The organism is Synechococcus sp. MIT S1220, from assembly GCF_047303025.1.
Classification (GTDB): domain Bacteria; phylum Cyanobacteriota; class Cyanobacteriia; order PCC-6307; family Cyanobiaceae; genus Parasynechococcus.
Window position 1 is genome coordinate 22,034 of record NZ_CP138939.1, and the last position, 23,487, is coordinate 45,520.

Annotated in this window: 29 protein-coding genes; 16 read left to right on the top strand and 13 right to left on the bottom strand. The window is 57.6% G+C overall.

What is annotated here, in order from left to right; genetic code table 11:
- Positions 1-91: 91 nt before the first annotated feature.
- The 3 genes from SIB64_RS00105 to SIB64_RS00115 all read right to left on the bottom strand — a co-directional run bounded on the left by SIB64_RS00105 (position 92) and on the right by SIB64_RS00115 (position 2,168).
- Positions 92-481, bottom strand: a complete 390-nt coding sequence (locus SIB64_RS00105) for a hypothetical protein (protein WP_413441334.1) — start codon at positions 479-481, stop codon at positions 92-94.
- A 74-nt stretch (positions 482-555) separates the two neighbouring features.
- Positions 556-1,230, bottom strand: coding sequence for a RibD family protein (locus SIB64_RS00110; RefSeq protein ID WP_413441335.1), 675 nt, complete (start codon positions 1,228-1,230; stop codon positions 556-558).
- Positions 1,231-1,247: 17 nt separating this feature from the next.
- Entirely contained in the window at positions 1,248-2,168 is a 921-nt protein-coding gene (locus tag SIB64_RS00115) for a 6-carboxytetrahydropterin synthase (RefSeq protein WP_413441336.1), read from the bottom strand.
- Positions 2,169-2,219: 51 nt separating this feature from the next.
- Here SIB64_RS00115 and SIB64_RS00120 point away from each other — a divergent pair, with 51 nt between their 5' ends.
- Positions 2,220-2,795: a shikimate kinase gene (locus SIB64_RS00120; protein WP_413441337.1), complete on the top strand. Its 576-nt coding sequence runs from the start codon at positions 2,220-2,222 to the stop codon at positions 2,793-2,795.
- 9 nt (positions 2,796-2,804) lie between these two features.
- Here the strand turns inward: SIB64_RS00120 and SIB64_RS00125 are convergent, their stop codons facing one another.
- Complete coding sequence (locus tag SIB64_RS00125; protein ID WP_413441338.1) at positions 2,805-3,065, bottom strand: chlororespiratory reduction protein 7; 261 nt, start codon at positions 3,063-3,065, stop codon at positions 2,805-2,807.
- Here SIB64_RS00125 and SIB64_RS00130 point away from each other — a divergent pair.
- Complete coding sequence (locus SIB64_RS00130) at positions 3,064-3,762, top strand: DUF6816 family protein (protein WP_413441339.1); 699 nt, start codon at positions 3,064-3,066, stop codon at positions 3,760-3,762. The genes SIB64_RS00125 and SIB64_RS00130 overlap by 2 nt on opposite strands.
- A 149-nt stretch (positions 3,763-3,911) precedes the next feature.
- Here SIB64_RS00130 and SIB64_RS00135 read toward each other — a convergent pair whose 3' ends face one another.
- Positions 3,912-4,637 (bottom strand): glutathione S-transferase family protein, encoded by a 726-nt coding sequence (locus SIB64_RS00135; protein WP_413441340.1) that lies wholly within the window; start codon positions 4,635-4,637, stop codon positions 3,912-3,914.
- Positions 4,638-4,993: 356 nt separating this feature from the next.
- Here SIB64_RS00135 and SIB64_RS00140 point away from each other — a divergent pair, with 356 nt between their 5' ends.
- Genes SIB64_RS00140 through SIB64_RS00165 form a run of 6 tightly spaced genes read left to right on the top strand, consistent with a single transcriptional unit; the run spans position 4,994 to position 10,568 of the window.
- The gene (locus SIB64_RS00140; protein WP_413441341.1) at positions 4,994-6,253 is read left to right on the top strand and encodes a ParA family protein; all 1,260 of its coding nucleotides are present in this window, start codon (positions 4,994-4,996) and stop codon (positions 6,251-6,253) included.
- A gap of 46 nt (positions 6,254-6,299) precedes the next feature.
- Positions 6,300-6,506 carry a DUF751 family protein gene (locus SIB64_RS00145; RefSeq protein WP_413441342.1) on the top strand — a complete coding sequence of 69 codons (207 nt, stop codon included), beginning with the start codon at positions 6,300-6,302 and terminating at the stop codon, positions 6,504-6,506.
- Positions 6,506-6,910, top strand: a complete 405-nt coding sequence (gene rbfA / locus SIB64_RS00150) for a 30S ribosome-binding factor RbfA (protein WP_413441343.1) — start codon at positions 6,506-6,508, stop codon at positions 6,908-6,910. Before SIB64_RS00145 ends, rbfA begins: the two co-directional genes overlap by 1 nt.
- On the top strand, positions 6,891-8,510 hold the full coding sequence (locus SIB64_RS00155) for a glycoside hydrolase family 3 N-terminal domain-containing protein (RefSeq protein WP_413441344.1): 1,620 nt from the start codon (positions 6,891-6,893) through the stop codon (positions 8,508-8,510). Before rbfA ends, SIB64_RS00155 begins: the two co-directional genes overlap by 20 nt.
- A gap of 46 nt (positions 8,511-8,556) precedes the next feature.
- The gene (locus SIB64_RS00160) at positions 8,557-9,774 is read left to right on the top strand and encodes a glycosyltransferase (protein WP_413441345.1); all 1,218 of its coding nucleotides are present in this window, start codon (positions 8,557-8,559) and stop codon (positions 9,772-9,774) included.
- The gene (locus tag SIB64_RS00165) at positions 9,771-10,568 is read left to right on the top strand and encodes a uroporphyrinogen-III synthase (protein ID WP_413441346.1); all 798 of its coding nucleotides are present in this window, start codon (positions 9,771-9,773) and stop codon (positions 10,566-10,568) included. Before SIB64_RS00160 ends, SIB64_RS00165 begins: the two co-directional genes overlap by 4 nt.
- On the opposite strand, the gene SIB64_RS00170 is transcribed toward SIB64_RS00165, so the two are convergent.
- From SIB64_RS00170 to zds, 3 genes are read right to left on the bottom strand one after another with little or no spacing between them, the layout of a single operon-like run.
- Positions 10,544-11,149: a hypothetical protein gene (locus SIB64_RS00170; protein ID WP_413441347.1), complete on the bottom strand. Its 606-nt coding sequence runs from the start codon at positions 11,147-11,149 to the stop codon at positions 10,544-10,546. The two genes, SIB64_RS00165 and SIB64_RS00170, sit on opposite strands and share 25 nt — an antisense overlap.
- The gene (locus SIB64_RS00175; protein WP_413441348.1) at positions 11,112-11,549 is read right to left on the bottom strand and encodes an SRPBCC family protein; all 438 of its coding nucleotides are present in this window, start codon (positions 11,547-11,549) and stop codon (positions 11,112-11,114) included. The genes SIB64_RS00170 and SIB64_RS00175 overlap by 38 nt, the downstream gene beginning before the upstream one ends.
- 2 nt (positions 11,550-11,551) lie before the next feature.
- Positions 11,552-13,018 carry a 9,9'-di-cis-zeta-carotene desaturase gene (gene zds, locus SIB64_RS00180; protein ID WP_413441349.1) on the bottom strand — a complete coding sequence of 489 codons (1,467 nt, stop codon included), beginning with the start codon at positions 13,016-13,018 and terminating at the stop codon, positions 11,552-11,554.
- Between the two features lie 71 nt (positions 13,019-13,089).
- Between zds and SIB64_RS00185 the strand changes: the two genes are divergently transcribed.
- The 4 genes from SIB64_RS00185 to SIB64_RS00200 all read left to right on the top strand — a co-directional run bounded on the left by SIB64_RS00185 (position 13,090) and on the right by SIB64_RS00200 (position 15,694).
- Positions 13,090-13,482, top strand: coding sequence for a HesB/IscA family protein (locus tag SIB64_RS00185; RefSeq protein WP_413441350.1), 393 nt, complete (start codon positions 13,090-13,092; stop codon positions 13,480-13,482).
- Between the two features lie 43 nt (positions 13,483-13,525).
- Positions 13,526-13,945, top strand: a complete 420-nt coding sequence (locus SIB64_RS00190; protein WP_413441351.1) for a hypothetical protein — start codon at positions 13,526-13,528, stop codon at positions 13,943-13,945.
- Positions 13,946-14,243: 298 nt separating this feature from the next.
- Positions 14,244-15,422 carry a lipid-A-disaccharide synthase-related protein gene (locus tag SIB64_RS00195; RefSeq protein WP_413441352.1) on the top strand — a complete coding sequence of 393 codons (1,179 nt, stop codon included), beginning with the start codon at positions 14,244-14,246 and terminating at the stop codon, positions 15,420-15,422.
- Entirely contained in the window at positions 15,422-15,694 is a 273-nt protein-coding gene (locus SIB64_RS00200) for a hypothetical protein (RefSeq protein ID WP_413442790.1), read from the top strand. The genes SIB64_RS00195 and SIB64_RS00200 overlap by 1 nt, the downstream gene beginning before the upstream one ends.
- Here the strand turns inward: SIB64_RS00200 and SIB64_RS00205 are convergent.
- Both SIB64_RS00205 and SIB64_RS00210 read right to left on the bottom strand, forming a co-directional pair.
- Entirely contained in the window at positions 15,642-16,571 is a 930-nt protein-coding gene (locus SIB64_RS00205) for a TIGR01777 family oxidoreductase (RefSeq protein ID WP_413441353.1), read from the bottom strand. The genes SIB64_RS00200 and SIB64_RS00205 overlap by 53 nt on opposite strands.
- 41 nt (positions 16,572-16,612) lie before the next feature.
- Positions 16,613-17,836, bottom strand: a complete 1,224-nt coding sequence (locus SIB64_RS00210; RefSeq protein WP_413441354.1) for a cation:proton antiporter — start codon at positions 17,834-17,836, stop codon at positions 16,613-16,615.
- 58 nt (positions 17,837-17,894) lie between these two features.
- On the opposite strand from SIB64_RS00210, the gene SIB64_RS00215 reads away from it, so the two are divergent.
- The 3 genes from SIB64_RS00215 to SIB64_RS00225 all read left to right on the top strand — a co-directional run bounded on the left by SIB64_RS00215 (position 17,895) and on the right by SIB64_RS00225 (position 19,888).
- Positions 17,895-18,155, top strand: coding sequence for an NAD(P)H-quinone oxidoreductase subunit O (locus tag SIB64_RS00215; RefSeq protein WP_413441355.1), 261 nt, complete (start codon positions 17,895-17,897; stop codon positions 18,153-18,155).
- An 824-nt stretch (positions 18,156-18,979) separates the two neighbouring features.
- Positions 18,980-19,279 carry a hypothetical protein gene (locus SIB64_RS00220; protein WP_413441356.1) on the top strand — a complete coding sequence of 100 codons (300 nt, stop codon included), beginning with the start codon at positions 18,980-18,982 and terminating at the stop codon, positions 19,277-19,279.
- Between the two features lie 423 nt (positions 19,280-19,702).
- Entirely contained in the window at positions 19,703-19,888 is a 186-nt protein-coding gene (locus tag SIB64_RS00225) for a hypothetical protein (protein WP_413441357.1), read from the top strand.
- 511 nt (positions 19,889-20,399) lie between these two features.
- On the opposite strand, the gene SIB64_RS00230 is transcribed toward SIB64_RS00225, so the two are convergent.
- Complete coding sequence (locus tag SIB64_RS00230) at positions 20,400-20,609, bottom strand: CCRG-2 family RiPP (protein WP_413441358.1); 210 nt, start codon at positions 20,607-20,609, stop codon at positions 20,400-20,402.
- Between the two features lie 39 nt (positions 20,610-20,648).
- Complete coding sequence (locus SIB64_RS00235; RefSeq protein WP_413441359.1) at positions 20,649-20,822, bottom strand: CCRG-2 family RiPP; 174 nt, start codon at positions 20,820-20,822, stop codon at positions 20,649-20,651.
- Positions 20,823-21,096: 274 nt separating this feature from the next.
- Between SIB64_RS00235 and SIB64_RS00240 the strand changes: the two genes are divergently transcribed.
- The gene (locus SIB64_RS00240; RefSeq protein WP_413441360.1) at positions 21,097-22,446 is read left to right on the top strand and encodes a C2 family cysteine protease; all 1,350 of its coding nucleotides are present in this window, start codon (positions 21,097-21,099) and stop codon (positions 22,444-22,446) included.
- A 54-nt stretch (positions 22,447-22,500) separates the two neighbouring features.
- Here the strand turns inward: SIB64_RS00240 and SIB64_RS00245 are convergent, their stop codons facing one another.
- Complete coding sequence (locus tag SIB64_RS00245; RefSeq protein WP_413441361.1) at positions 22,501-22,827, bottom strand: hypothetical protein; 327 nt, start codon at positions 22,825-22,827, stop codon at positions 22,501-22,503.
- Between the last annotated feature and the right edge of the window lie 660 nt (positions 22,828-23,487).

Sequence of the window (23,487 nt, forward strand, 5' to 3'; positions counted from 1 at the left end):
GGAGATGACAGTGAGATTGTGATCAGCCGCTGCAGGCAGTGGCTGATCGGGTTGAACAGCACAACAATCGAGCAGTTTTTGCTCCCCCTGCTCAGACCACAGAGTCGCTGATCATCACAATCTCGCGATTGGCGAAGTCAAGAGACAGCAGGTCCGCGTCGACACCTTTCACAACAGCTTTGACGTCGTCGCCCTTCTTGATCCAGGCATCATCGCCCTTCATTTCGATCACGGTGGAGGCACAACCACAGAACTCGATCTTGTCGCCGATCTGCATATCCATCACCTTCACATGACCCTTGCCACCATCAACGGTGACGATGGTGTCGTCTCCTTCACCGCCCCAGACCTTGTCTTTGCCCTCACCGCTCTCGATGCGGTCGTCTCCCTCGTAACCCCAGATCAGGTTTTTTCGCTTGGTGCCGGTGAGCTCATCGCTACCCGATGTGCCACGGATTTTTCTCTTGCTCTTGCGTCCCATCGTCAAACCGAATGTGCGTTGGTTTCAACGTTAGTGACATTGAACAGGCTGAGAATCCCCCTATTGGGGGATTCTCAGACATCTCCAAGGCGACGTCGTCGTCGATAACGCACCAGGAGTTCATCACCACCAAGGGGCCTCGATTCGCGCAATGCCCAAGCCTGGGAGTCGGCCAGGGCTGAAGGAAGGCTGCTCGACAGGGGGGACTCAAACGCAATCCAGCTGTGCCCCCCCCCCAACAGGCGCGGCGTCAGGGTGAGCTGCAATTCATCAATGCAATCCTCTGCCAGGAGTGACGTTGTCAGCTGGGCACCACCGAGCACAACCACTTTTGTGTAGCCGTGCTGATGCAGACGCGCCAGAGACAGGGGCCATGAGATGCCCTGCTCGACCCAGCCCTCGAAACCAGACAGGGCTGGCTTGGGTCCAAGCAGCACACGCTGCAGCGGTTGCTGAAAAAACAGCCAATCGGATGGAAAGCTGCTCTGGCGGCTCACGACAACCGCATCAGGCTGTGCCGATCGCCCCTGTTGGGCACGTTGGTCCAGCAAGGACAGATCGCGGATCAGGCAGGTGCAACGGTGGGCGCGAAGTGTTGCCGCTCCAATCAGGGCCGCATCGGCCCAGGCCAATGCCTCTTCGAGGACGCGCCGATCTCCAGCACCGCCGAGCTGAGCTACTCCACCAGATGGAGGAGCCAAGCGACCGTCGAGGCTGGTGGCCAACACCAACCGCAACTCCTGGGCCATGGCGCTCTTTGAACGGATCAGACTGCTGCTGCAGTTTCCAGTGATGCAGGAACCATCTCGAGCTGTGGCGTTTCGGCGTAAACCTCCGCAGCGTTGTTTGGGCTCTCCTGCAACCGCACCTTGTGCAGATGGGCGCCGATCGCCTTGATCGGTGTGGTGAGGCGATCAGCGATATGCAGAGCGATGTTCTCCGCTGTGGGCACGCAGTCGGCAAAGAAGGGAACGTCCTTGTTGAGGAAGGTGTGATCGAAGGGTTCGACCACCAGGTCATCAACAAGACGCTGTAGCGCAGAAAGATCACAGACCATTCCGGTGCGTGGATCGATCGGCCCGCGGACCGTGACATCAACCAGATAGTTGTGGCCGTGACCATGGGGTCTGGCGCACTTGCCGTAGATCGCTTCGTTCTCTTCCTGAGACAACTCCGGGCGAGCCAAACGGTGGGCTGCCGCGAAATGGGTGCGAATCGTGAGGTAGGCGTCCATGGGATGTCCGAGGTAGTCGGCCCAGAGGCCTGGTTGTTCATAAAGCCGCAGGGCCGTAATCGGCAGGTGCGGGCTCAGACGCTGCCAGATCACCCGAAGAATGGCTTCGGTGGTTGGCAGGCAGCCTGATGGGGTGGAAACGTCAAATTCGGGCCAGGCTTCATTAAGGAAGCGGAAGTCCAGCTGTCCGGTGACCTCATGGCGAATGGCGTGCTTGACCTCAGAAAGGTTCAACACCATGCCATCGGAATCCAGCTCACCCGCCATCGAGACAATCAACTCGTAATTGTGTCCATGACCAGGGGCGAGGGCACAGGGCCCGAATCGAGCAGCGTTGTCGTCAGCGGAGAGTTCAGGCAGCCAGTAGCGATGACTGGCACTGAAGCAGGCACGGCGTGTAATGACACAGCCACGCCCGAGGCCGTGCGGTGCAATCGACTTCATTTCAGTCATGTGACGTTCCGGCCGGCAGGCATCCTAATGAGCTAGTGCCGCCATCGAGTGATGCAGGATTCCCGTCCCTCGCTGAAACAGCGCCTGTCAGGTCGCAGCGTTTATCTGGTTGGAATGATGGGCAGCGGAAAAACAAGCACGGGACGACCTCTCGCTGAACGGCTTGGCTATGGCTTCGTCGATGCCGATGCGGTGGTGGAGCAGGCCGCGGGCTGCACGATTCCAGAGATCTTCGAAAAAGACGGCGAGCCTGGTTTTCGCGCCCTTGAATCCCAGGTTCTCAACGCGATCAGCCAGCGTCATTCGCTGGTGGTCGCCACGGGAGGCGGTGTGGTCACACAGCCGGAAAACTGGGGCCTCCTGCACAGCGGCATCGTTGTCTGGCTGGACGTGATGCAAGACGCGCTGTTGAAGCGCTTAAAAGCAGACGGAACCGTCCGCCCCCTGCTCATGGCTCCGGATCCAGAGGCGGAACTGGAGACCCTGCTGAATCAGCGCAGGCCCCTCTATGCCGAAGCGGATCTCACCGTTGTGATCAACGACGAGACACCTGATACCGTCGCCGACGGAATCTTGCAGTTGTTGCCGCAAGTGCTTCAGGATCCAACCCAACGACGGAAAGACTGAGCTGAACGGTCAGGCCGGAGGTTCGAGGCGGATGGCAAACCACTGCAGCGACACGCCTGGACTGAGCTCAAGATCACAGGCCGTGTCCAGCAATCGCTGCGCTGCGGATTCAACATCCGGCAGATCCTGAAGATCAGCGGGCAGGCACTCCATGGTCCGCAACCAGTGGCTAAGCCATGTCAGGGTGTCGGCGGCGTTCAGGAGCTGTTCCGGCTTGCCGGGCTCTAACACCACGTAGTCGTCGCAAGCACGGATTAAAGGGTCAGACATGGTGCGCGTGCTGCTGTTGCTGCTGATGGTCGCCTCCATCCTGCTGAGCGCAGGAACAAGCTGGGCCGCCAAGCCCACGCCCCTGGAGCAACGCCTCACCAGCTGGCCGGAGTGGCAACTGCCTGGACCATTGCCGAGACCCGCAACCCACGACGATCTGATCTATCCCGACTGGTTCGAAGGCTTATGGGACCTGGAGAGCATCGATCTCGATACTCCTGACGATCAACCCTTGACGCATCAGGCGCGTTTCCATCGGGATGCGAACGGACGCTTGGTTGGAGACCGCAGCTTCAATGCGACTTCGATCGGGCTGGCTCTCCTCGGCGACCAGCTGCTGCGGGTTGAAACCGACCCCTCCTCCGCCAACCGCCAGATGGCGCAATTTCGTAATGACCAACGCCTGGAAACAAGCGTTACCGGTCGTCGTCAGGAAAACCATGGGAACGGAAGCTTTCTCGCCGACGAACTTGTTTTGCAGATCATGCGTGGCCCTGGGCCACCACGCCTGAGTCGCATCGAAACGCTCAGCCGATATGAACGTTGTGGAACCGACATCTGCGCTGAACAATGGCAAGCAAGCTATGCCCCCCCTGGAGAGGATCTTCGCAACAAAGCCCTCTATTCTCATCATTACAGGCTGCGATTATCGCCTTTTAAGCAAGATAACCAAGAGGCAAAAACCTGGCAAAAATAAAATGAATAACACTCAACATCATTATCAAACTAATCAAGATTGTTGTTCTGATCGAACCGGAATATTGTCGTACTGATGAAACCGTAAACGCAATCAATAACCGGACAACAAACCCAACACGATGGTTCTGGCCAAGGCCAGCAACAGCTTCAAACTTCTTCCAGGGTCCGCTCCATCAATTTCAATTCCAGCTGATCTCTCCACTGGAACAGGCGCTGAAGGCCAGGGTGATCGCTCAAGCCGGGGATTCCCTTTCCGGCAAGAGGAGATCCGGCGGAAGGTGGGAAACGCAACAAGGAGAGTTGGGACGCCACGGCAAGATCAGCAAGCGACATCGAACCACCCACCAACCATGGGCTGGTTCCCACAGATGCATCCAGCTGCTCAAGGCTCGCCAGAAGATCAGCGCGTCCACCTTGTTGCACCAGTTCACTGACGGAATTCACCCATCCACCTGGAATGGCTCCCATCACAGAACGCACCGGTGCGGGAAGATCTTCAGGCAGCAGAGCGACGCGCAAGGACGCGTCAAGGGCTGCAGCCTGTACAAGCGCAGCACGGCCCGCAGCGGCCAGGGTTGTATCAGCCCAATCCTCAATCAAATGCACCTGCGCTGCCAGGCGAGGGTCCGAGGGAATCAACTGCGGATCGGGAGCACGATCTTCCAGATGGCGAGCGATCGCCGATGAATCCGCCAGAACAGTATCTCCATCAACAAGAACCGGCACCTGCCTCTGACCGGAGAGACGAAACACGGCAACCTGGCCGATCCCCGGAGTGACATCCACCGTGCGGTAGCTGAGCCCCTTGGCCTGCAGCACCATGCGAACTTTGAGGCAGAACGCAGAGTGGCGGAATTGATGCAGTTCCAGCACAGGCAGAATTCCTTTCGATCCGCACCGTAGCCAGCGCCTGAGCGAGCTCGCCAGCGCGCGTCAAGTCGGCCTGATGAACAACAACAAATGCAGACTTGTCGCACTGATCAGCAGCGGAAAACATCATTGATCAAGGCTGAACCAGCTCAAAACTGAAACGCGGAACGGCAACACCGAGCTTTTGCGACCCCGAGATCACACGAGACCGAGATCAGGCAACAACGAGATCACCCAACACTGTTGTGATCGGGCTAAGTATCCGAAAGCCACCATCAGAAGCAGCTCGCCCCTTGGACACTTATCTCCTGGACACTAAACTGACCTCGGACATAGATAGGGGCGAGAAGGCCAACACCATGAGCACCCCTGGCAATGGACAATTCGCTGATACTGAAAGCCTCAGCCACCATGTTGCCCAGCAATGCGAAGTTCTCGGATATCAAACAACTCAATTATCCGGCAATAAAAACGCCTTAATGCATTCTCTCGAGATCAGCAATAAAGGAGATTCGATCGCTGTACAAGTCAAGAACCACAAAGCAAAAACAAATATCGCTCAGGTTTGCAAATTCAGCGAATTCCTCGACCTTGATTCCTCTGATCGTTTCACAAGCGGCTGGCTGATTTCCACCAGTGGATTCAGCAAGCCGGCCCTGACCCACGTCAGAACAGAGCGACCAAGCAACCTCAAACTCGGCACCTGCACCCCGTACGGGATCCGCTGGAATTACGACCCTCAGAATGCCGACCTCGACGCGCGGGACTCGGATGAAATGAGCTGTTCGCAAGCGGGGCCCAACGATCAAGCCATCACCTATATCGGTGTCTTCACCTGTAAAGGTGGCGTTGGCAAAACAACCGTCGCCGCTCATCTTGCGGGCGCCTTTGCCCTTCAGGGCTATGACGTGATCCTCGTCGATCTGGATCCCGAAAGGAATCTGAGAAAGTTGTTCATCGAAGATCAAAGTTCTGAAGACGAGACGGCCTCCCTGTATGTTCCTGCCCATCGCAAAGGGTTCACGGGCAGCACCATCACTGTGCTGAATGCTGAGGAATGGGATGAGCAGCAATATCCTGAAATCAAAATCGTGATCTGCGACTGCTCACCTGTTCTCAATGAGAATCCGGCACGATTCATCCGACGCTTCGACTACTGCCTGGTTCCCACCACACTCAGCCCACTCGGTATCGCCAAAAATGGTGATGTAATCATCCGAACCTTTCGCCACATCCGCAGCATGAATCAACAGGCAGACATGCTGACGTTGATCAATTGTTACAACGATGATGGAAGTTTTGTCCGGCGCAATCGCCTGCTTCTAAATGCATTGGAGAAGCACATTATCTCCTATCAAAAGGAAGATAAAAAATGTGAGCTCATCAACCCTCTCGATGCCAAAATCAGACGAAACGACAATTTGCTGTATTGGGGTTTTCATATTGTTGATGGAACCAAACCACGCCTTGCCTTCAACGAAATTTTCGGTCGCAGCGTCCCCCGCACTGATTTTCTGCAGCTTGCTGAGTACCTGGAAAACAAAACAACCATTCGCGAGCTCAAAAAAACCGGTGACAACCAGACCGACCCATCCCCATCGATCGAGGCTGCTGCCTGAGAATGGATAACTCTTTGAAAACGGTCCTAACCCCAGCACCGCGACCATGAAGGAGTTTTTTCTCAACGTCACCCGATACCCCCGCTACCTGATCACCTTCACCCTCGGTGTGATGGCATCGGTTGCCGAGCCGCTCGCGCAGCGGCGCAGCAACCCCGTGACCGCTGTTGCTCTGATCGGCGCACTGATTAGCGGTTCCATCAGTCTGATACTGGTCCTGCGTGCCATGGTGCAATCAGCACCGATGGCGTGATGGCACAGGGGCGTCGAGTCGAACGGGTGGCGGCCCTGATCCGCAAAGAAACCAGCGAACTGTTGATCAATGGCATCCGAGATGATCGGGTGCATCAAGGCATGGTCAGCATCACCGACGTCGAGGTGTCGGGAGACCTGCAGCACTGCAAGATTTTCGTGAGTATCTTCGGGGAGGAAAGCAACCGCCTTCAGGTGCTGGAGGGGCTGCGAGCCGCCAGCGGCTACCTGCGCGGGGAACTTGGCCGACGCTTGCAGATGCGTCGAGCTCCCGAGGTGGTCTTCCATCTCGACCGGGGAATTGAGAAAGGCACCTCCGTGCTCGGGTTGCTGAACCGTCTGGAAGACGAGCGCCAGGAACGTGGGGAGATTCCCCCCAGCAGTGATGCACTTGAACCCGACTGACTCCCTGCCCGACCGCAAGCTGCGATCTCGCGTGGCTGAATTGCTGGTGGTCAGGGCCAGCGGCCATCTTGAGGATCAGCAACGGCGCTATCCCCGCTGGGAACTCAGCAACGTCGCACTGGAGCAACTGCTTGGCAGGGGCGTTGGTGGGGTCATCCTGCTCGGGGGCAGCGCAACGGAACTGCAGCAACGCACCGCACAGCTCCAACGCTGGGCTCAGCACCCACTCCTGCTATGCGCTGATGTGGAGGAGGGCGTCGGACAGCGGTTTGAAGGAGCGAGCTGGCTTGTACCGCCCCTGGCGCTTGGGCGCTTGTATGACCAGAAGCCTGATCAAGCCGTTGCACTGGCGGAGCGGTATGGGCGATGCACCGCCGAACAGGCCCGCCGTTGCGGCCTCAACTGGGTGCTCGCCCCCGTTTGCGACGTGAACAACAACCCGGCCAACCCGGTCATCAATGTGCGCGCCTGGGGAGAAGATCCGACCACCGCCGGCACACTGGCGGCGGCCTTCCAACGCGGACTGTCCTCCGCAGGGGTGCTCGGATGCGCAAAACACTTCCCAGGCCATGGCGATACAACCAGCGATTCCCACCTGGATCTGCCGGTTCTGCCCCACACCCGCCAACGGCTGGAGCAGATTGAGTTGCCGCCCTTCCGCGCCGCCATCGCCGCCGGGGTGGACAGCGTGATGACGGCGCATCTCCTCCTGCCGGAGCTCGATCGAAACCAACCGGCAACGTTGTCGAAAACAGTACTCACCGCCCTGCTGCGCCAGGAGTTGGGCTTTCAAGGACTGATCGTGACTGACGCGCTGGTGATGGAGGCGATTGCAGCCCGGCATGGGGCCGGTGAGGCGGCTGTGCTGGCGTTTGAAGCCGGAGCCGACCTGATCCTGATGCCTGCAGATGCCGAAGCCGCGATCGCCGCTCTTTGCGAGGCCTTCGAGGCGAAACGCTTGCCCCTCGAGCGATTGGATCGTGCCTTGCAACGGCGCCGCGCAGCACTGCAACGCGTCATACACCAGGCAAAGCCAGAGACAACGATCAGCATGAACGTCGACCGGCAACTGGAAGCCGAGCTGGTTCAAGCCTCCCTCACCACCCGCTCCACGGCAGGAATCGGTGCAGCAACCGGCATCAACCTGATTCGCGTGGATGGGGTGTTTCCATGCCCAGCTCTCCAGGGCACGGCACCAGCCCGGCAACTGCCGGAGCAATGGGGCTATCGCAGTGTGGTGATCCATGGCCATGGCGTCTCCCCCTGGCAGGACGACCCTGAAGCCCCGCTGGCCCTGGACCGACTTGGAGAAGGGCCGGTGGTGCTGCAGCTGTTTCTGCGCGGCAATCCCTTCCGCGGCGGGAAGGACAGCCAGGAACCGTGGAAGGCCGCCGTGCAACAGCTGCAGCGTGTCGGACGCCTGGCTGGCCTGGTGATCTACGGAAGTCCCTACCTCTGGGAGGAGCTGGAGCCGGTGCTGGAGCCACATCTCCCCGCAGCGTTCAGCCCGGGCCAGATGCAAGAAGCGCAGCGACAGGTGCTGGAGGCGCTGCTGGAAAAATCTGGATCTTCAATCGCCCCAGGGGATTTCACCGACTGACGCAAAGGGGCGCCCTAACCTCTCGCCCATCTGATGGCCGCCGCCGATGCTCAGCCTCTCGATGATCGTGCGCAACGAAGCGACCAGGTTGGAAGCCTGCCTGGCCTCGGTCAAGGGTTTCGCCGATGAGATGGTGGTGGTGGACACCGGCTCCAGCGATGGCACGATCTCCGTCGCCGAGAGGGCAGGGGCTCGCGTGGAACGGATTGAGTGGCCCGGTGATTTCGCCCCGGCACGCAATCGCGCTCTCGATTATCTCAACGGCGACTGGGTTCTGGTGCTCGATGCCGACGAACAACTGCGACCCGAGGTAATCCCAGACCTGCAATCTCTGATGGAGAAGCAGGATGTGCTTGTGATCAACCTGCTGCGCTATGAGGTCGGGGCCGCCATGGCGCCCTACTCAAGCGTGAGCAGGCTGTTCCGCCGCCATCCCGGGATCAGCTGGAGCCGGCCTTATCACTCAATGATAGATGACAGCGTTCAGAAGTTGCTGACAGTCGAGCCCCAGTGGACGATCGCCGATTGCCCGGAGCCGGCGATCATTCATGACGGCTACCGGCCGGAGCTGTTGTCCGGCACAGACAAGGCTGATCGGCTGCGCCAGGCCATGGAACGCGAACTGGAAGCCAATCCGGGGGATCCCTACGCCAGCGCCAAGCTTGGTGGACTTCTGATCAGCGAGGGGCGTCATGACGAGGCGGTTGAGCTTTTGCGTCGCGGCCTTGAGCAGGCCGATGCACGCAACACACCTGTGCAGGGCGCTGAACGCTTTGAACTGCTCGTTCACCTGGCCCTCGCAATCACTCCGTCCAATCCCCAAGAGGCCATCGCCCACTATCGGGACGCGCTGGCGATCAGGCTCGATCCGCGCATCAGGATTGGGGCCCAGCTCAACCTCGCAGCCAGGCTGATGGAGCAGGGCGATCTTGAGGAAGCGATCAACCTCACCAAAGCCGCAACCACCGGGGCTCCAGAAGTGGCCCTCAGCTGGTACAACCTCGGCCTGATGAAGCGCCGTCGTGGTGACATCGCCGCGGCCCTCGAGGCCTACCGACGCGCCCTCAGCCTCGACCCCAGCAGTGCCGAATGCCACCAGAACTTCGCCGTTGCTCTACTGATGGGTGGTGACATCGAAGGAGCCCGAGCCGGCTTCCGCCAGGCCATCGCTTTGCTCGAAGCGCAGGGGCGTTCCAAGGACGCCAAACAGTTGCGCAGCAAGGCAGAAGCGATCGTCAAACTCGACGCGGAGCCCATCAGTTGACCGAGTCACTCGCCAATCGCACGGTCGTGGTGACGCGAGCGGCCGAACAGCAAGGCGAAGGCCGCAGGCTTCTGGAACAACTCGGAGCCACGGTGCTAGACCTACCTGCTCTGGAGATCGGTCCGCCAGATCACTGGGGTCCCCTGGATGACGCGCTCACGGATCTCGAGAACTTCCACTGGCTGGTGTTCTCTAGTGCCAACGGCGTTGAGGCTGTGGAGCGGAGGCTGCAACGGCAGAACGGGAGCCTGGCGCATCGTCCAGGCAATCTTCGGATCGCGGCGGTGGGACGCAAAACAGCACGGATTCTGGAGGAGTTTGGGGCGGCAGCGGATTTTGTGCCCCCCCAGTTCGTCGCAGACAGCCTGATCGACAATTTCCCAGTCTCTGGCTACGGCCTTCGCATCCTGCTGCCGAGAGTTCAGAGCGGAGGGCGCACCCTGCTGGCGGATGCTTTCGGAGAAGCGGGCGTTCGGGTGGTGGAAGTCGCCGCCTACGAATCACGATGCCCAGCCTCAATGCCTGAATCCACTGCCGCAGCACTTGCCGAACGCAAGGTTGATGCGATCGCCTTCAGCAGTGGCAAAACAGCCCTGCACACATTCCACCTGCTGCAGAAACGCTTTGGAGAGTCTTGGGAGGAGCTGCTCCGCCCAGTAAAGCTGATCTCGATCGGTCCCCAAACCAGCCGGAGCTGTCAATCCTGCTTCGGACGCATCGATGCGGAAGCCAGTCCCCACGATCTGGACGGACTGGTTGCCGCCTGCGCTCAGGCCATGCAAACGGGGGGTTGAGCTTTGCCGTCCTGCGCAAGGCTGATGCAACCACGCTGCACATCAATCGCCAGGACGGACCAGCCCTGAGGCAACACCGGTTTGCTATCGGGCGAACAGCGACCATCGGCACTCACGCAAAGCACTCCCGATGTGGTGGGCAGCACCACCAAGGCCCTGTCCTGACCCCCGACCTGCATCACTCCGGTGAGCAGCAGATCAGCGGCTGGATCCAGACCAGGTTCAGCAGGTTCCTCCCCATTCCCAAGAGCGTCCTGGCCCTGATCCACCTGCTCCGCAGCAGGGATCGGCAAGGGCTCGAAGGGATCACGACGGCCTCCAGGAGCCGCCTCCTGAACCTGCTCCACGGTGGGCAGAGGCGAAAGGCCGATGTTCGGCACGGCCATGCTGCTGGTCGGTGGTGCGTCCGGCGGCAGCTCCGGTTCCGCCACTGGGAGGGTGAGGTCAGGATCCGGTTCACCCCCGACGAACGGAAGGCTCCCCCCGCATCCGGAGAGAGTCATGCTCAAGATCATCAGCACGGTGAGTGGCCTTGCTGATGCCTCAGCCGCCGGCTTCCACCAGGTCCCGGAAACGGTCAAGGTTCGCCTGAAGCTCCTTCGTCACAATTCCACCCAGGATGCTTGGCTCCATCAATGGTGCCAAGACCCCAGGCAATTCATAGGTCACGCTGAGCTTCACCGTCGTCCGATCCGGGGAGTCGGGATAGAAGCGCACAGCGCCTTTGGTGGGCAGTCCACCAACCGATTCCCAATGCAGCTGTTGCGCCTCAACGCGCCTGGTGATCCGAGCCTTCCAATGGAAACGGAAGCCCTGGGCGGCAAGGGTCCAATCGGTGAGATCGGGATCATCCAAGGTTTTGACGGACTCGATCCAACGCATCCACCGCGGCATCGCTTCCAGATCGCTCCAGACCTTCCAGACCTGATCGGCGGATGCCTTCACCTCCGTCGTCACCGAGTGCTCGAGCCAACGTCCCATCGTCAGGCCACCGCTGCGTTTGTGGCCAACTGGGCCGGCTGATCCAGAATCGCGGCTGCCGCAAGGTGCCCGCTCATCGTGGCTCCCTCCATCGAATCGATGTAGTCCTGCCGGGTGTAACTCCCAGCTAAATAGAAATTCGCAATCGGTGTGCGCTGTGCAGGCCGGTAAGGCTCCATACCAGGGGCCTCTCGATACAACGACTGGGCCAGCTTCACCACGTTGCTCCAGATCAGGGTGAGGTTGGAGGCCGAGGGGAACAGCTCCCTGACCTGACGATCGGTGTGGGCCACGATCGCATCCACAGATTTGGGGATCCAGGGATCTCCTGGGGTAAGCACACACTGGAGCAGAGATCCCTCTCCCTCCTTGCGGTAATCCTCCGGACTGGCCAAGGCCAGGTCTGCAAAACAACTGAAATCGGCATCAGCTGTGTAGAGGAGATTGTTGAGACCAGCCGGATTGGTCACATCCCGACGACGGGCTTCATGGGCCTCCCCGAGTTCCGTGACCCAGCCGTCGTACCGCAATTGCACAGTGGCGACAGGCACCGCTTCCAGTTGATGGATGGCGTCGAACTGGGGGAAGCGGCGCCACGCTTCCGGCAGCAGCCGTTGAATACCAGGGACGTCGCAGGCTGCCAGGTAGGCATCGGCCTCCACACGCACATCGCCATCGGGAGTACCCAGCTGCAGCCCTGTGACTTCCGGTTGGTCAGCGTCGCTGTAGTCCACCTGTTTCACCCGATGGCGGAGATGGAGCTTGCCGCCGCGCTGTTGGATGTAATCGAGGATCGGGCCAGTGAGCCAACGGTGGGGAGAGCCCTTCAGCAGATTGAGTTTGGAGGCCTCCGTCTTGGCCGCGAACATCATGAAGATCGTGAGCATGCAACGGGCTGAGATCGCTTCGCAATCGATGAACCCCAAGGCATAGGCAATCGGATTCCACATGCGACGAATGCTCTCCGGACTGCCGCCATGGCCGACGAACCAGTCCTTGAAACTCACGGAATCCAAGGCTCGGATCGTTCGCATCGCTCCCTCGTAATCAACCAGGCCCCGCACGATCGGACTGGTTCCCAGGGCAAGAGCGTTGCGCAGTTTGTCGATCCAGCCGAGCTGGGGGGTTGTGAAAAAAGCCTTGAGGCCGTTGAACGGTGCGCCGATCGGGAAACGGAAATCCAACTCACGCAGATCTCCCCCCTGGTTCACGAACAGGTGGGTGTGATCCTTCGGCAGCAGGTTCTCAAACGCTCCAACCTTGCGCATTAATGCGAAGAGGTTCGCGTAGTTGAAGAAGAAGACATGCAATCCCATTTCGATGTGATTGCCGCCGTCATCCACCCAGCTACCCACCTTGCCCCCCATGAACGGCCTGGCCTCGTAGAGATTCACTTCATGGCCGGCATCGACAAGGTCCACCGCAGCGGACAGGCCGGCGAGACCGGAACCGACAATCGCGACCCGCACCTTCTGAACCCAACTAGGGGAGACTCTATGAATCAGGCTTCATAAACTGAGGCCAAATGATCGCGGCGTCGATGACCAGCACTTCCACGAACGCGCCAACGCACACCGCCCGGGACGGCAAAGGGATCCTGATCACCGCTCCGGCGATGCAACAACTGGCCAAACTCTGCGGAGAACAGGGGAACAACCAGGTGCTCCGGGTCGGTGTGCGATCAGGAGGCTGCAGCGGCATGAGCTACACCATGGATTTCGTGCCGGCCACCGACACCCTCGACGACGACGAGACCTATGAGTACATCACCCCGGAAGGCAACAGTTTTCGCGTGATCTGCGATCCCAAAAGCTTGCTTTACATCTACGGGATGCAGCTGGATTTCAGTACAGCCCTGATCGGCGGGGGATTTAACTTCACCAACCCCAACGCCACGCAGACCTGTGGATGTGGCAGCTCCTTCGCGGTCTGAACCGCATGGGAGTCTGAAGGGCCCGTCACCCGCCACAGCCTCGATGGAGTCCAGCCAGGAGAATCTGTTCGACGAAGCCATGGCCCGATATCAGGCCGGAGCTGCTGCGGAGGAAATTCTTCCAACGTTTCTCAGCATCACCGAAGCCGCTCCACGTCAGTCCGCGGGGTGGACCTGCCTTTCGTGGCTGCAGCTCTTGTGCGATCAGCCGGAGGACGCCCTTCGCTCCGCACGTTTCGCCGTCAAGCTCAACGGACAGGACCCACAAGCGCGCATCAATCTCAGCCTGGCTCTGCTCGAAACCCAATCAAAAGGCGTGCGCGATCAAATCCAGGTGGTGCAGAAAGTGATGGCTTTTGCGCCGGAGATGACCAAGGATCTTCAAACATCGATCGAGGATGGCCTGAAGCGCAAGCCGGATTGGAAAGCACTCCAAAAAGTTAAAGCCTGGCTTGATCTCTGAAACAAAAACCGCCATCACAGGGGAGCAAAACATCTTCCTCACAAAGAGCAAAAACAGGACTGGGTCTCCGGAGTTCCAACCGTCTTGTCCTGACCTAAAAGCATCATTTCTGAGCCTGAATGAGAACAGATCCAAGCCCACCAGACCATGGCCGCAAACAGGTTGAGTGGTGTTGTCGCTCAGCAACACCACTTGATGTCGTCCACGCGTGGGCCGGCGGAACGTTGAATGGGGCAGGTGTTGGTCCCGCGTTGCCAATGCCACGGCATTCCTGATGCCTTCCAATTCAATGTGGTGAATGGCCCGGATTCTGTTACTCAGCAATGGTCATGGCGAAGACCTCTCTGGCTCATTGCTGGGAAAGGAATTGCGTGACCTCGGCCATAACGTGCAGGCCCTACCCTTAGCCGGTTTAGGACGCCCCTACCTGCAGGCCAAGCTTCCCTTGCTTGGCCGTAGCCATGAATTCAGCACGGGGGGGATCGGCTACACCAGCTTGAAGGGGCGCCTCACCGAATTGCTCCAAGGGCAAATCTTCTACTTGTTCCGTCGACTGATTCGACTGCTACGCCATGCCGATCGCTTCGATCTGATCGTGGTGGTGGGGGATGTGATTCCAGTGATCGCCGCCTGGTTGAGCCATCGTCCGGTGGCGACCTACCTGGTTGCCTACTCAAGCCACTACGAGGGACGACTGCGCCTGCCCTGGCCCTGCGGCACCCTGCTGTCGAGCCAGCGGTTCCGGTCTGTGTTCAGCCGCGATCAGCTCACTGCAGACGACCTGAGTAAGCAGCTGCAACGAGCGGTGGTTTTCCTCGGCAATCCGTTCATGGACCCGGTGCTCCAGCCGGCGCCACCACTGCCGCCGGCCCAATCCCGCATCGGACTGTTGCCCGGCAGCCGCCGTCCAGAATTGGAGAACAACCTGCGACTGTTGCTGGCCGTGGTGGAAAGGCTAACCGCTGCGCCGGACTTGAGCCTGGATCTAGCCCTGGTGCCCAGCCTCAGCGATCCTGAACTGGAGGCATGGGCGGCCCGTGGCGGATGGCGGTTCGCAGGCAGCAAACTCGAACACCCAACAGGCCTGAGCGTTCACGTTCACCGCGGGGCCTTTCAGGCGGTGCTCCAAGCCAGCGACCTGTTGATCTGCATGGCGGGCACTGCTGCGGAGCAGGCGGTGGGGCTGGCTCGCCCAGTGCTGCAACTGCCGGGGCATGGTCCGCAATTCACTGCGGCCTTCGCTGAAGCCCAGCGCCGCTTGCTGGGGCCAACGGTGTTCTGCGCCGATGGAGAAGCCGGCAGCGACGACAACCTCAACCGCTCAGCCAGTCTCGCCCTCCAGTTGCTGGAGCGGAGCCGAACGGACCATGCTCTGACGCAGCAATGCCGGATCGAGGCACAGCGACGTCTTGGCAGCAGCGGCGGTGGACGGAGAATGGCGGATGCCATCTCCGCCGTCGCGCACGGGTCTGAATGATGACCGCCCCCACAGAACCAACCTGGAAGCGCTGGCTGGATCGCCTCCTGATGCTCAACGTGCTGGTGGTGTTTCTGGGAGCTGGATTCCTCGGGGTTGCCGTGATGGCCCAGTCCCAAGGACAGAATCAGCCGATGGATCTGTTCCAGCAGCTCTGGCAGCCCCTGTTCACACCTGCGATCAGCCTGCTGATCATGGCGGCCCTGCTCAGCGGAATCCTCAGCTGGTGGCAGCGGCGAGGGCAGCGGTCAGATCGGGGTAGCGAAAGCTGAAACCCAGCGACTGGAGACGCTCGGATTCAACGTGTTGCCCCTCGAGCACCACCTGAGCACCATCGCCGAGCATCACCTGCAGCACAGGAGCCGGAACCGGCAGCAAGCTCGGGCGGCCCAGGGTGCGGCCCAGAGCGCGCGAAAAATCAGCCATCGTCACCGGCTGCGGGGCCACTGCATTGACCACACCAAACAAAGCTGGATCATCGAGGGCTTTCTGGATCAGGGCGCAGAGATCACTGCGATGAATCCAGCTCATCCATTGCTGACCGGTGCCGATCGGTCCTCCGAAGCCCGTTCTGAACACGGGAAGCATCTTGCCGAGCGCGCCACCGTCTGCGGCAAGAACGATCCCGATCCGCACGGTGAGCTGCCGGGTTGCGGGAGGTACGGCAGCAGCTGCTGTTTCCCAGCGTTGGCAGAGCGAAGCCAAAAAATCCTCGCCCGCAGGGCTTGATTCAACGAAACGAGCCGATGCACTGCTGCCGTAGTACCCCACCGCCGATGCGTTGATGAGCACCGCGGGGGGCGTGGGCGAAGCGCTGATCGCATCGACAAGAAATTGTGTGCTGTCCAGCCGGCTGCTTTCGAGTTGTTGCCTGTGACTGGGCGTCCAACGCTTCTCAGCGATTGGTTCGCCCGCGAGATTCACCACTCCTTCTGCCTGCTCAACCGCCTCCTTCAGGTCTGGCACCTGCCAGGACTGGGGGCGGGACGGATCTAACTGCAGCCACGTGAGCTGACCAGCGGATCGTTCAGCGTCATATCCCCGCGGAAGACGGCGGCTCACAACAGTGAGCTGATGATCTGCCTCCAAGAGCAGGGGGATCAGTTCGCGACCGACAAAACCGGTGCAACCGAGAAGTAGCAGGCGCATCGACGCTTGGACTGTTCTGTTCGGCGAGGAGGCTAGGAGGACTAAGGCTCCTGCGGCTCCGTCACCACCCCGAGCCGATGGGCAATCGGGACCAGCGCAAATCCCTGAATGACAAGTCCCAGGAGAACCACCGACAACGCCAACGGTGGCATCAGCTTTCCCCAGCTGGCCGGTGAGTTCCAGGCCTGAATCGCCATGGCAATCGGCACTGCACCCCGCAGCCCGGTCCAGCAGATAAAACCTCGTTCACCCGCTGTGAAATTTGATCTCAACAGGAGCAGCTGCACCATCAGCCAGCGCACCAGCTGCATCGCGGCAAAGATCGCCAAAGCCCAGCCGCCGGCCCGCACCACATCCTCCGGCTCCACCACCAGTCCAAGGCAAAGGAAGAGCATCAGTTCCGCCATTTTCGCGAAACTGGAGTGGGCCTCCTCCAGAACACGCTGATCGGCTGCATTGCCATTACCAAGCACCAGCCCAGCCACATAAGCCGCCAGCAGTGGGCTACCCCCCATCAGTGTGGTGCCACCGGAGAGCACCAACAGCAACGCCAGGCTAACCACCGGCAGCATCGAGCCGCGGGTGAGGGAGGTGCGGCCCATCAGCAGCTGGGAGATCACGCTGCCGCCAATAAATCCGAGCAACCCACCCAGCAGGAACTGGCGCACCACATCGGTGACCAGTTCAGCCGTGGCCAAACCTTCTCCACCGGCAAGGGCGAGGGCGAGCCCCGCAAGCACCACCGCCATCGGATCGTTGATGGTGGATTCCATCTCGATCAGATCCAGCACCTTCTCTGGCATCCGCCCCGCCAGGGGGCGAAGCAGCGAGAGGGCAGCCGAGGCATCGGTGCTGCTGAACATCGCGCCAACAAACAGAACCTGGGCCATCAGCGCCGGCTGCCAGCCACCCTCGAGTTGCAGCATCGCGATCCCGAACAGGGTGAGCATCGCTGCGGTGATCAACACCCCCAACGTCGCCAAACGCGCCGCTGATTGCACCACCGCTTTCATGCGGCTCCAGTTCGTTGTGAGCCCCCCGAAGAACAGAACCAGCACCAACGCTGCCTGGGTGATGTTGTTGGCCCGGGTCAGCGAGAGCAGCGGTTCACCGACTGACCGCATGTCGTTCTCAACCAGCAGCCCCAGGGCCAGCACCAAAAGGATGCCGGGCAGTTTGATCCGATCGGCGAGGTCGTCGAGCAGCACCGCTGCCAGCAGCAGGCCACCAAAGGCCATCAAATAGAGGGCTACGGGCTGCTCCACAAACGAGCGAAAAGGATGGCGTGCAGGTCCTAGCCTGCATCAGCGTTCCCAACCCGTCATGGCTGAAACCGACGCCGCCGCGCCCGCGAAGGCCAAGCCCGTGGCTCTGCGCAAGGGAGCCCTGGTGCGGGTGAACCGTGACGCCTACAACGGCAGCACTGAAGCCGACGCCAGCGATCCCACCCCACCCGATTACATCTTTGATGGTCCCGGTGAACTGTTGGTGGTGAAGGGCAAGTACGGACATGTGCGCTGGAACCGCCCCGTGCCGGATGTATGGCTGCGGATGGATCAACTCGAACCTTGTCCCGCTCGCTGACGGCACTCTCGAGATAAACCGCTCACTCTCTGTAACGGGTTCGATGAGACAAGCAGGAAGAGCGTATGCAGTGTCGCTAGTTGTTTCTCCAGATTGACCCTTTTAGAAGCACGGTTGGACCTGGCATCAGCAATGTTGACTATTTTCACTGAATACTTAGAAGATACGTATAAAATAGTCGGACAGCTGCTGTTACTGAACAAGTCGAACGTGGCGTTCAATCATCTCATGCGAAGACTGAAGATTTGAGTTGGCTCGTTCAGGCAATGGGTCAGACAAGACCACTCACCTTGACTAAGGCACAAGATTTGATTGTTGAGACCAATCCTTCCCCAGGGTCTGAAATCATCCCTGCTATCGGCGAGCTAGCAATTAGCAATTGTTCGGGGCACAAGAACAGCAGTTCTGACGATTGCGTCTGGCGTTAAGTGCAATCAGACGTAGCCTGTTGCATGTGAGAGCAGCGACTGCCTTGATGATCTTGAGCGCCTAAAGGCGAGATCACTGGGGCCCACAAGCTCACGCCATCACTAAGATTGCGAGAGTGTTTGAAGAATGTGTAACCAAAGAGATGCACAAAGCCGATTCACTTGTTAGCTCTCATATCAGCTACACGAGGGTTACTAATCATGCGCTTGAACAATTGAATGCTTCGCCATAGCCTTAGGCCTATGCTGGGTCAATGAAAGCAAGATTGGCAAATACAGAGGCTTCAATAGCTGCGTAGATCATTGGTATTAATAGCTGCTTGAATCGACTATAAACACGCTACGATCTTGTCAGGTTTCAGATACCAAATGCGAGCCCTGGTTTTACTGTTCAGCATGGCTCTGTTCGTGCCAGCAGCGGCTTCTGCCGATCAATACCGAGATAGACTTGTACGAATGTGTGCGGGTGACAACCAAGTTTTATGTGAATATTTGTCAGGCGTTTCTATGCAAATGGCCATCTGCAGTCTTCTGGACTCCGGCGAGGTAACGGACGAACAATACAAACGATGGTCTGCTCAACCTGGCTTAGATGGTGGCTGGTTGGCTGGCTTTCGCACTGCAGAAGCCGAATGCTTATCAGGTGCGCTTGAAGAATCCACAAAGCCCAGCGAAGAGTTCCCAAATCCTTTCTAAGAAAAGCCGCAATAGCCATACTTCTTTCTGTCCATAGGATCTAAAAAAGATTTATATACGATCCGCGCTATTGGCAACTAGCGCTCCATCCAGTGCATAGCAAGCGAAAAGCATCTTTTACCGAGCATTAGCTACGCCAAGCATCAATGCAATAGCCAATAAAGACTGAAAATGAGTGATAACAGCAAAAAATCAACTCCAGGCGCTTAAAGATATATACCACGCGCCTTCCCACTTCGGCATGTTGATTACAATTGTGGCAGCCAAACTAGGCAGTAAAACTCTTGAAGACTGGCCTTCTCCGTCTGACTGCCAATGCATAGGGGAATCCAGAGCACTGGGTCCCTGTTGAAGCTTCAGCAATCGAAGCAGCACGCGCACAGAAGCGCGCACTGATGACAAGGGCAACAGCTTCAATGCCTTATGACCACTGTCTTAGCAGTTGAAACAAACGACGATTGCATCAGCTTTGCAGGCAAGTCCAGAGACAACGGATGTGGAGGCAAGAAGAAGCAAGCCCTCGTCACTGACGAGGATGCTGGTGATGACGAGGAAGGCTCCCCTGATACAAGCGGAGCTACAGATGACCTCAGTGCCCCCTTTGCTTGAGGACACAATGATGGACCAGCAAGAGATTAGGGTCACGGTAAGTGTTAATCATTACTTCTTCCGGCTGCGAAACAGAGGTGGCAGTCACCACTACTACATTCATGCAATCGTTCAGCCATCATTATCTACAATCCACCAAAAAAGCTACACCGATCTGAGCATTTCCTTCGTCGAACGGTCAGCTTCCCGGAGCGATCCAATACGGCGATTCACTGCCAAACTAAAATGCTTGAGCCAACCAACCAAGAATTCAATAACCATCAATCTTCTCAACGTTTGACGGGCATAGACATGGCTCTGCCATCGCGAGACAAATCTTCTGGCTTCATCAAATCATTGCCCTATGGAGACTCTTGAGACATGTTGATCTGGAAAGGTGAGTAGACATGCAGCATTCAAAAACTCAGGAATCAAGCAAGATATTCACATCAGGCATTTTTTTAATAGGCCATACAAAGTCAATACAAAACCCTGCCAATACTGGCAGGGTTTTGATTAGTGATCAAGCGCTTCAGTCTTTATCGATTGTTCCTGAGCTGTGACCAGCCGCCACAACTGCAGCACCGACACATTTACCATCCGAAAGGTTCTTGGCCAGATCCTTGTAGAAGCAGATGGCCTTCGTGCCTTCCTTGGCAATGATGTAGCCAGCGGGAATCATCCAGGCAGCTCCACCGGCGCAGGTTTCGAGCTGTTCGATGGAAAGTTCAGTGTTGTTCATTGTTTGAGTATTAAATGGTGAATGAGATCAATCAATCGATTAGAACCGATCTGGCAGAATAGATTTGCCGCCACGCCGACGTGGCATTACAGGCTTGAAATCTTTGAGAATATCCCCATAAGGGTAGAAGTCGCGTTCTGTACAACCTTTGCCGTCTGGCCCCATGGCGACGCCACCATTGGCTGATTGAAGTTGATCAAGAGTGAGTTCCATGACTTTGAAATTAGGACGTTGATATGTCGGGTTGTGTGTTCCCCCGATGCACACAAGATCGCCGAAATCACTGCGCCCCTCGATGACCTGAGTCAGCGATCGTTGTGAGGTTTATCACAGCATCAACCGCCGTTCTCCCGATCACGACTCCAGGGCTGAAACAGCACTGAATCGCTCACTTCGTTTTCACCACTAACCCACCGGGAACGAATAGCGAAGTCCACAAGCGCTCAACCAACGCGGTGGAGATGGTGCAGACATCGGCACCAGCACCATGTTTGACACCACTCCAGTTCTGATCACCGAGCTCCATCAAGACGACGAGGCTGTGATTGTTGACGCCTCGATGCTTGGGGATTCCTCTGAGCTGATCAACACCCAGGCTCCAGAGCAGCCAGCCCTGAACACCAAAGTATTGGCTGGAGAGGACCAGATCACCGGACAGACCATCGCCCTCGACCAGGCGGAAACGACGGACCGCCCGGTGCTGGATGACATGACCCTCGACAACCTGCTCAGCCGTCAGCTCGATGACGCGATCCTTGACCGCCAGGAGATCCGTGAACTTCTCCTGACAGCAGGACGCGATGGCATCACCAACAACGAACTCGACGATCTGCAAAGCCTCCAATCGTCATTGCCCACGTATTTGAATTCAGACACCAAGCAGTACGAGTCGTATCTGTTCAATGCCGTGGTGGGGGGCAATCCAGCCAACCAATGGTGGACAGGTGGCCAAAACTCGCGAACGACGCTTGGCAACCTGCAAGACGGCAGCAGTGAGGAGCATATGGCCAGCCTGGTGAATAAGTGGTATGGAGGCCTCGACCGGCCGAGCAACTTTGTTGAAGACAAAGGTATAAGAACATATTTCAATTACGGTGCGATGAGGGGAGATTTGTTTGTCGATGGAATCAGTGGACACGACATCAACCAAGGCAAGGCAGGCACCTGCTATTTACTGAGTTCAGCAATCGCAATCGCAAACAATAAGCCTGATCTTATTCAAAATAATTTTATCGATAACGGAGATGGAACCTATGGCGTGCGCTTCTATCGGCATGACAATGGACAAGCCATCTGGACAACCGTTGACAATCAAGTACCAACTCAAAATCACAGCACCCGATTTGCTTCAGGGAACAGTTCGCATGCGCTAGATGGAGAAACCTGGGTTGCTCTGCTGGAAAAAGGGTATGCCCAGGCCAATGAGATCGGTGGCTTCTTGAGAAACGCATCCCGGAATGGCCGCAACTCCTATGCATCCATTGAAGGCGGACAGGGAGATCCTCTGTTTCACATCACAGGCCAACCATTTACACACACCCGTCTTAATGCAGACAATCATCGTCAACGTGCTGAAATCATCGAGCTCGCCAAACAAGGCAAAAACTTTTATCTAGGCTCTAGAGCCAACACCACCGATGTGAATGGAAAAGTCAATTTCATCCCTGCTCATGCCTACACCATAACTGGGTTCAACACCGACACAGACACATTCACAATCATGAACCCCTGGGGGAAAGAACATGCACGCTCCCGCCACAACCACACATTCACATCAACCTGGGAACAACTCGCCAATTTTAACTCCGGTGCGCGTATCTATTGGCTGAGGGATTGATACTGAAGCCAGTCCACCAAAATCACCAGCAAGCAAAAAGAAGCGGGCGTAACCTCAAAGATCTTGGTACTGCCCCTTTTCAAGATCTTTGCAAAAAGCTTTCGCCATCATTCCCGCACTCTCCTTTGGGAGCGTACCTCTTCCACGCCACCGCCCCGCATCACAGTCAATCAAAAGGATATTGGGAATGAGAACGCCAACATCTGACTGTTGTCCATCGGCTGTCGTCACAGCAACGGCGTATTGATTGCCAGTAATCACCGTCCAACAAACAACGTGTTTCGCCTTTGTTTCATAACAGTCGTGCTCGGGCTCCTCAGCAAGCACCGGAGATACTCCTAGAAACAACGTTCCAGCGACTGCAAGGAAAGCAAGTTTCATCCCTCCTCTCGATCACGAAAGACTGTCGTCACCATGTTCTCGGTTCTCAATTCATCTGAGCAGTAATGGTCTCGCGACCAGGCTGCTGAAACAATCTTGGCTGCCAAAGGATGAACCAGCTTTTTTCATATTGAAGCCAATCGGCCAATCTTTATCAAAAGGACGAATGGGAGGTCCGGTCCGGCAACGACCGGACTGGACCGAACCGAACCGGACAATCAAGGCACCTCAATCAGTACACGCAACTTCGAATGTAACCTCCATCACCGTTCCTGGGTTGACATCGATCCAAGGATCCAGAGAGCCGTCTTCCCACACAATTCTCCATCTTGATTGCTGACAATCAAAATCCATGATGTGTGTTGCATCATTCGTATGTTTCACCCTTCGGATTGGGTAGGCTCTGTTCAAGGGCTTTACATAAGCGCAGCTGTCCTGATTGACAGCGCAACCGCCCTTGCACCATCCATTCCTGCATTGAGCCAAAGCAGCAGCGGATGACGATGCAACGAGCAGTGATGCGAGCAGAAAAAGCTTCATCGCACAAAAAAATCACCTGAAAAAGCTAGCCGGTGATCAACGATCCCTTGATCCTGGTAAGCCTGAAAACTCAGAGGGTTCACGGCTGGAAGAGCGCCTGGCATCTCTTTGCTCACGCTG

What these genes read in the sequence shown, in the direction of transcription:
- SIB64_RS00105 (WP_413441334.1), bottom strand. Translation starts at nt 481, where the DNA reads ATGGGACGCAAGAGCAAGAGAAAAATCCGTGGCACATCGGGTAGCGAT.
- SIB64_RS00110 (WP_413441335.1), bottom strand. Translation starts at nt 1,230, where the DNA reads ATGGCCCAGGAGTTGCGGTTGGTGTTGGCCACCAGCCTCGACGGTCGC.
- SIB64_RS00115 (WP_413441336.1), bottom strand. Translation starts at nt 2,168, where the DNA reads ATGACTGAAATGAAGTCGATTGCACCGCACGGCCTCGGGCGTGGCTGT.
- SIB64_RS00120 (WP_413441337.1), top strand. Translation starts at nt 2,220, where the DNA reads ATGCAGGATTCCCGTCCCTCGCTGAAACAGCGCCTGTCAGGTCGCAGC.
- SIB64_RS00130 (WP_413441339.1), top strand. Translation starts at nt 3,064, where the DNA reads ATGGTGCGCGTGCTGCTGTTGCTGCTGATGGTCGCCTCCATCCTGCTG.
- SIB64_RS00125 (WP_413441338.1), bottom strand. Translation starts at nt 3,065, where the DNA reads ATGTCTGACCCTTTAATCCGTGCTTGCGACGACTACGTGGTGTTAGAG.
- SIB64_RS00140 (WP_413441341.1), top strand. Translation starts at nt 4,994, where the DNA reads ATGAGCACCCCTGGCAATGGACAATTCGCTGATACTGAAAGCCTCAGC.
- SIB64_RS00145 (WP_413441342.1), top strand. Translation starts at nt 6,300, where the DNA reads ATGAAGGAGTTTTTTCTCAACGTCACCCGATACCCCCGCTACCTGATC.
- rbfA (WP_413441343.1), top strand. Translation starts at nt 6,506, where the DNA reads ATGGCACAGGGGCGTCGAGTCGAACGGGTGGCGGCCCTGATCCGCAAA.
- SIB64_RS00155 (WP_413441344.1), top strand. Translation starts at nt 6,891, where the DNA reads ATGCACTTGAACCCGACTGACTCCCTGCCCGACCGCAAGCTGCGATCT.
- SIB64_RS00160 (WP_413441345.1), top strand. Translation starts at nt 8,557, where the DNA reads ATGCTCAGCCTCTCGATGATCGTGCGCAACGAAGCGACCAGGTTGGAA.
- SIB64_RS00175 (WP_413441348.1), bottom strand. Translation starts at nt 11,549, where the DNA reads ATGGGACGTTGGCTCGAGCACTCGGTGACGACGGAGGTGAAGGCATCC.
- SIB64_RS00185 (WP_413441350.1), top strand. Translation starts at nt 13,090, where the DNA reads ATGACCAGCACTTCCACGAACGCGCCAACGCACACCGCCCGGGACGGC.
- SIB64_RS00190 (WP_413441351.1), top strand. Translation starts at nt 13,526, where the DNA reads ATGGAGTCCAGCCAGGAGAATCTGTTCGACGAAGCCATGGCCCGATAT.
- SIB64_RS00195 (WP_413441352.1), top strand. Translation starts at nt 14,244, where the DNA reads ATGGCCCGGATTCTGTTACTCAGCAATGGTCATGGCGAAGACCTCTCT.
- SIB64_RS00200 (WP_413442790.1), top strand. Translation starts at nt 15,422, where the DNA reads ATGACCGCCCCCACAGAACCAACCTGGAAGCGCTGGCTGGATCGCCTC.
- SIB64_RS00205 (WP_413441353.1), bottom strand. Translation starts at nt 16,571, where the DNA reads ATGCGCCTGCTACTTCTCGGTTGCACCGGTTTTGTCGGTCGCGAACTG.
- SIB64_RS00215 (WP_413441355.1), top strand. Translation starts at nt 17,895, where the DNA reads ATGGCTGAAACCGACGCCGCCGCGCCCGCGAAGGCCAAGCCCGTGGCT.
- SIB64_RS00220 (WP_413441356.1), top strand. Translation starts at nt 18,980, where the DNA reads ATGGCTCTGTTCGTGCCAGCAGCGGCTTCTGCCGATCAATACCGAGAT.
- SIB64_RS00225 (WP_413441357.1), top strand. Translation starts at nt 19,703, where the DNA reads ATGACCACTGTCTTAGCAGTTGAAACAAACGACGATTGCATCAGCTTT.
- SIB64_RS00230 (WP_413441358.1), bottom strand. Translation starts at nt 20,609, where the DNA reads ATGAACAACACTGAACTTTCCATCGAACAGCTCGAAACCTGCGCCGGT.
- SIB64_RS00235 (WP_413441359.1), bottom strand. Translation starts at nt 20,822, where the DNA reads ATGGAACTCACTCTTGATCAACTTCAATCAGCCAATGGTGGCGTCGCC.
- SIB64_RS00240 (WP_413441360.1), top strand. Translation starts at nt 21,097, where the DNA reads ATGTTTGACACCACTCCAGTTCTGATCACCGAGCTCCATCAAGACGAC.
- SIB64_RS00245 (WP_413441361.1), bottom strand. Translation starts at nt 22,827, where the DNA reads ATGAAACTTGCTTTCCTTGCAGTCGCTGGAACGTTGTTTCTAGGAGTA.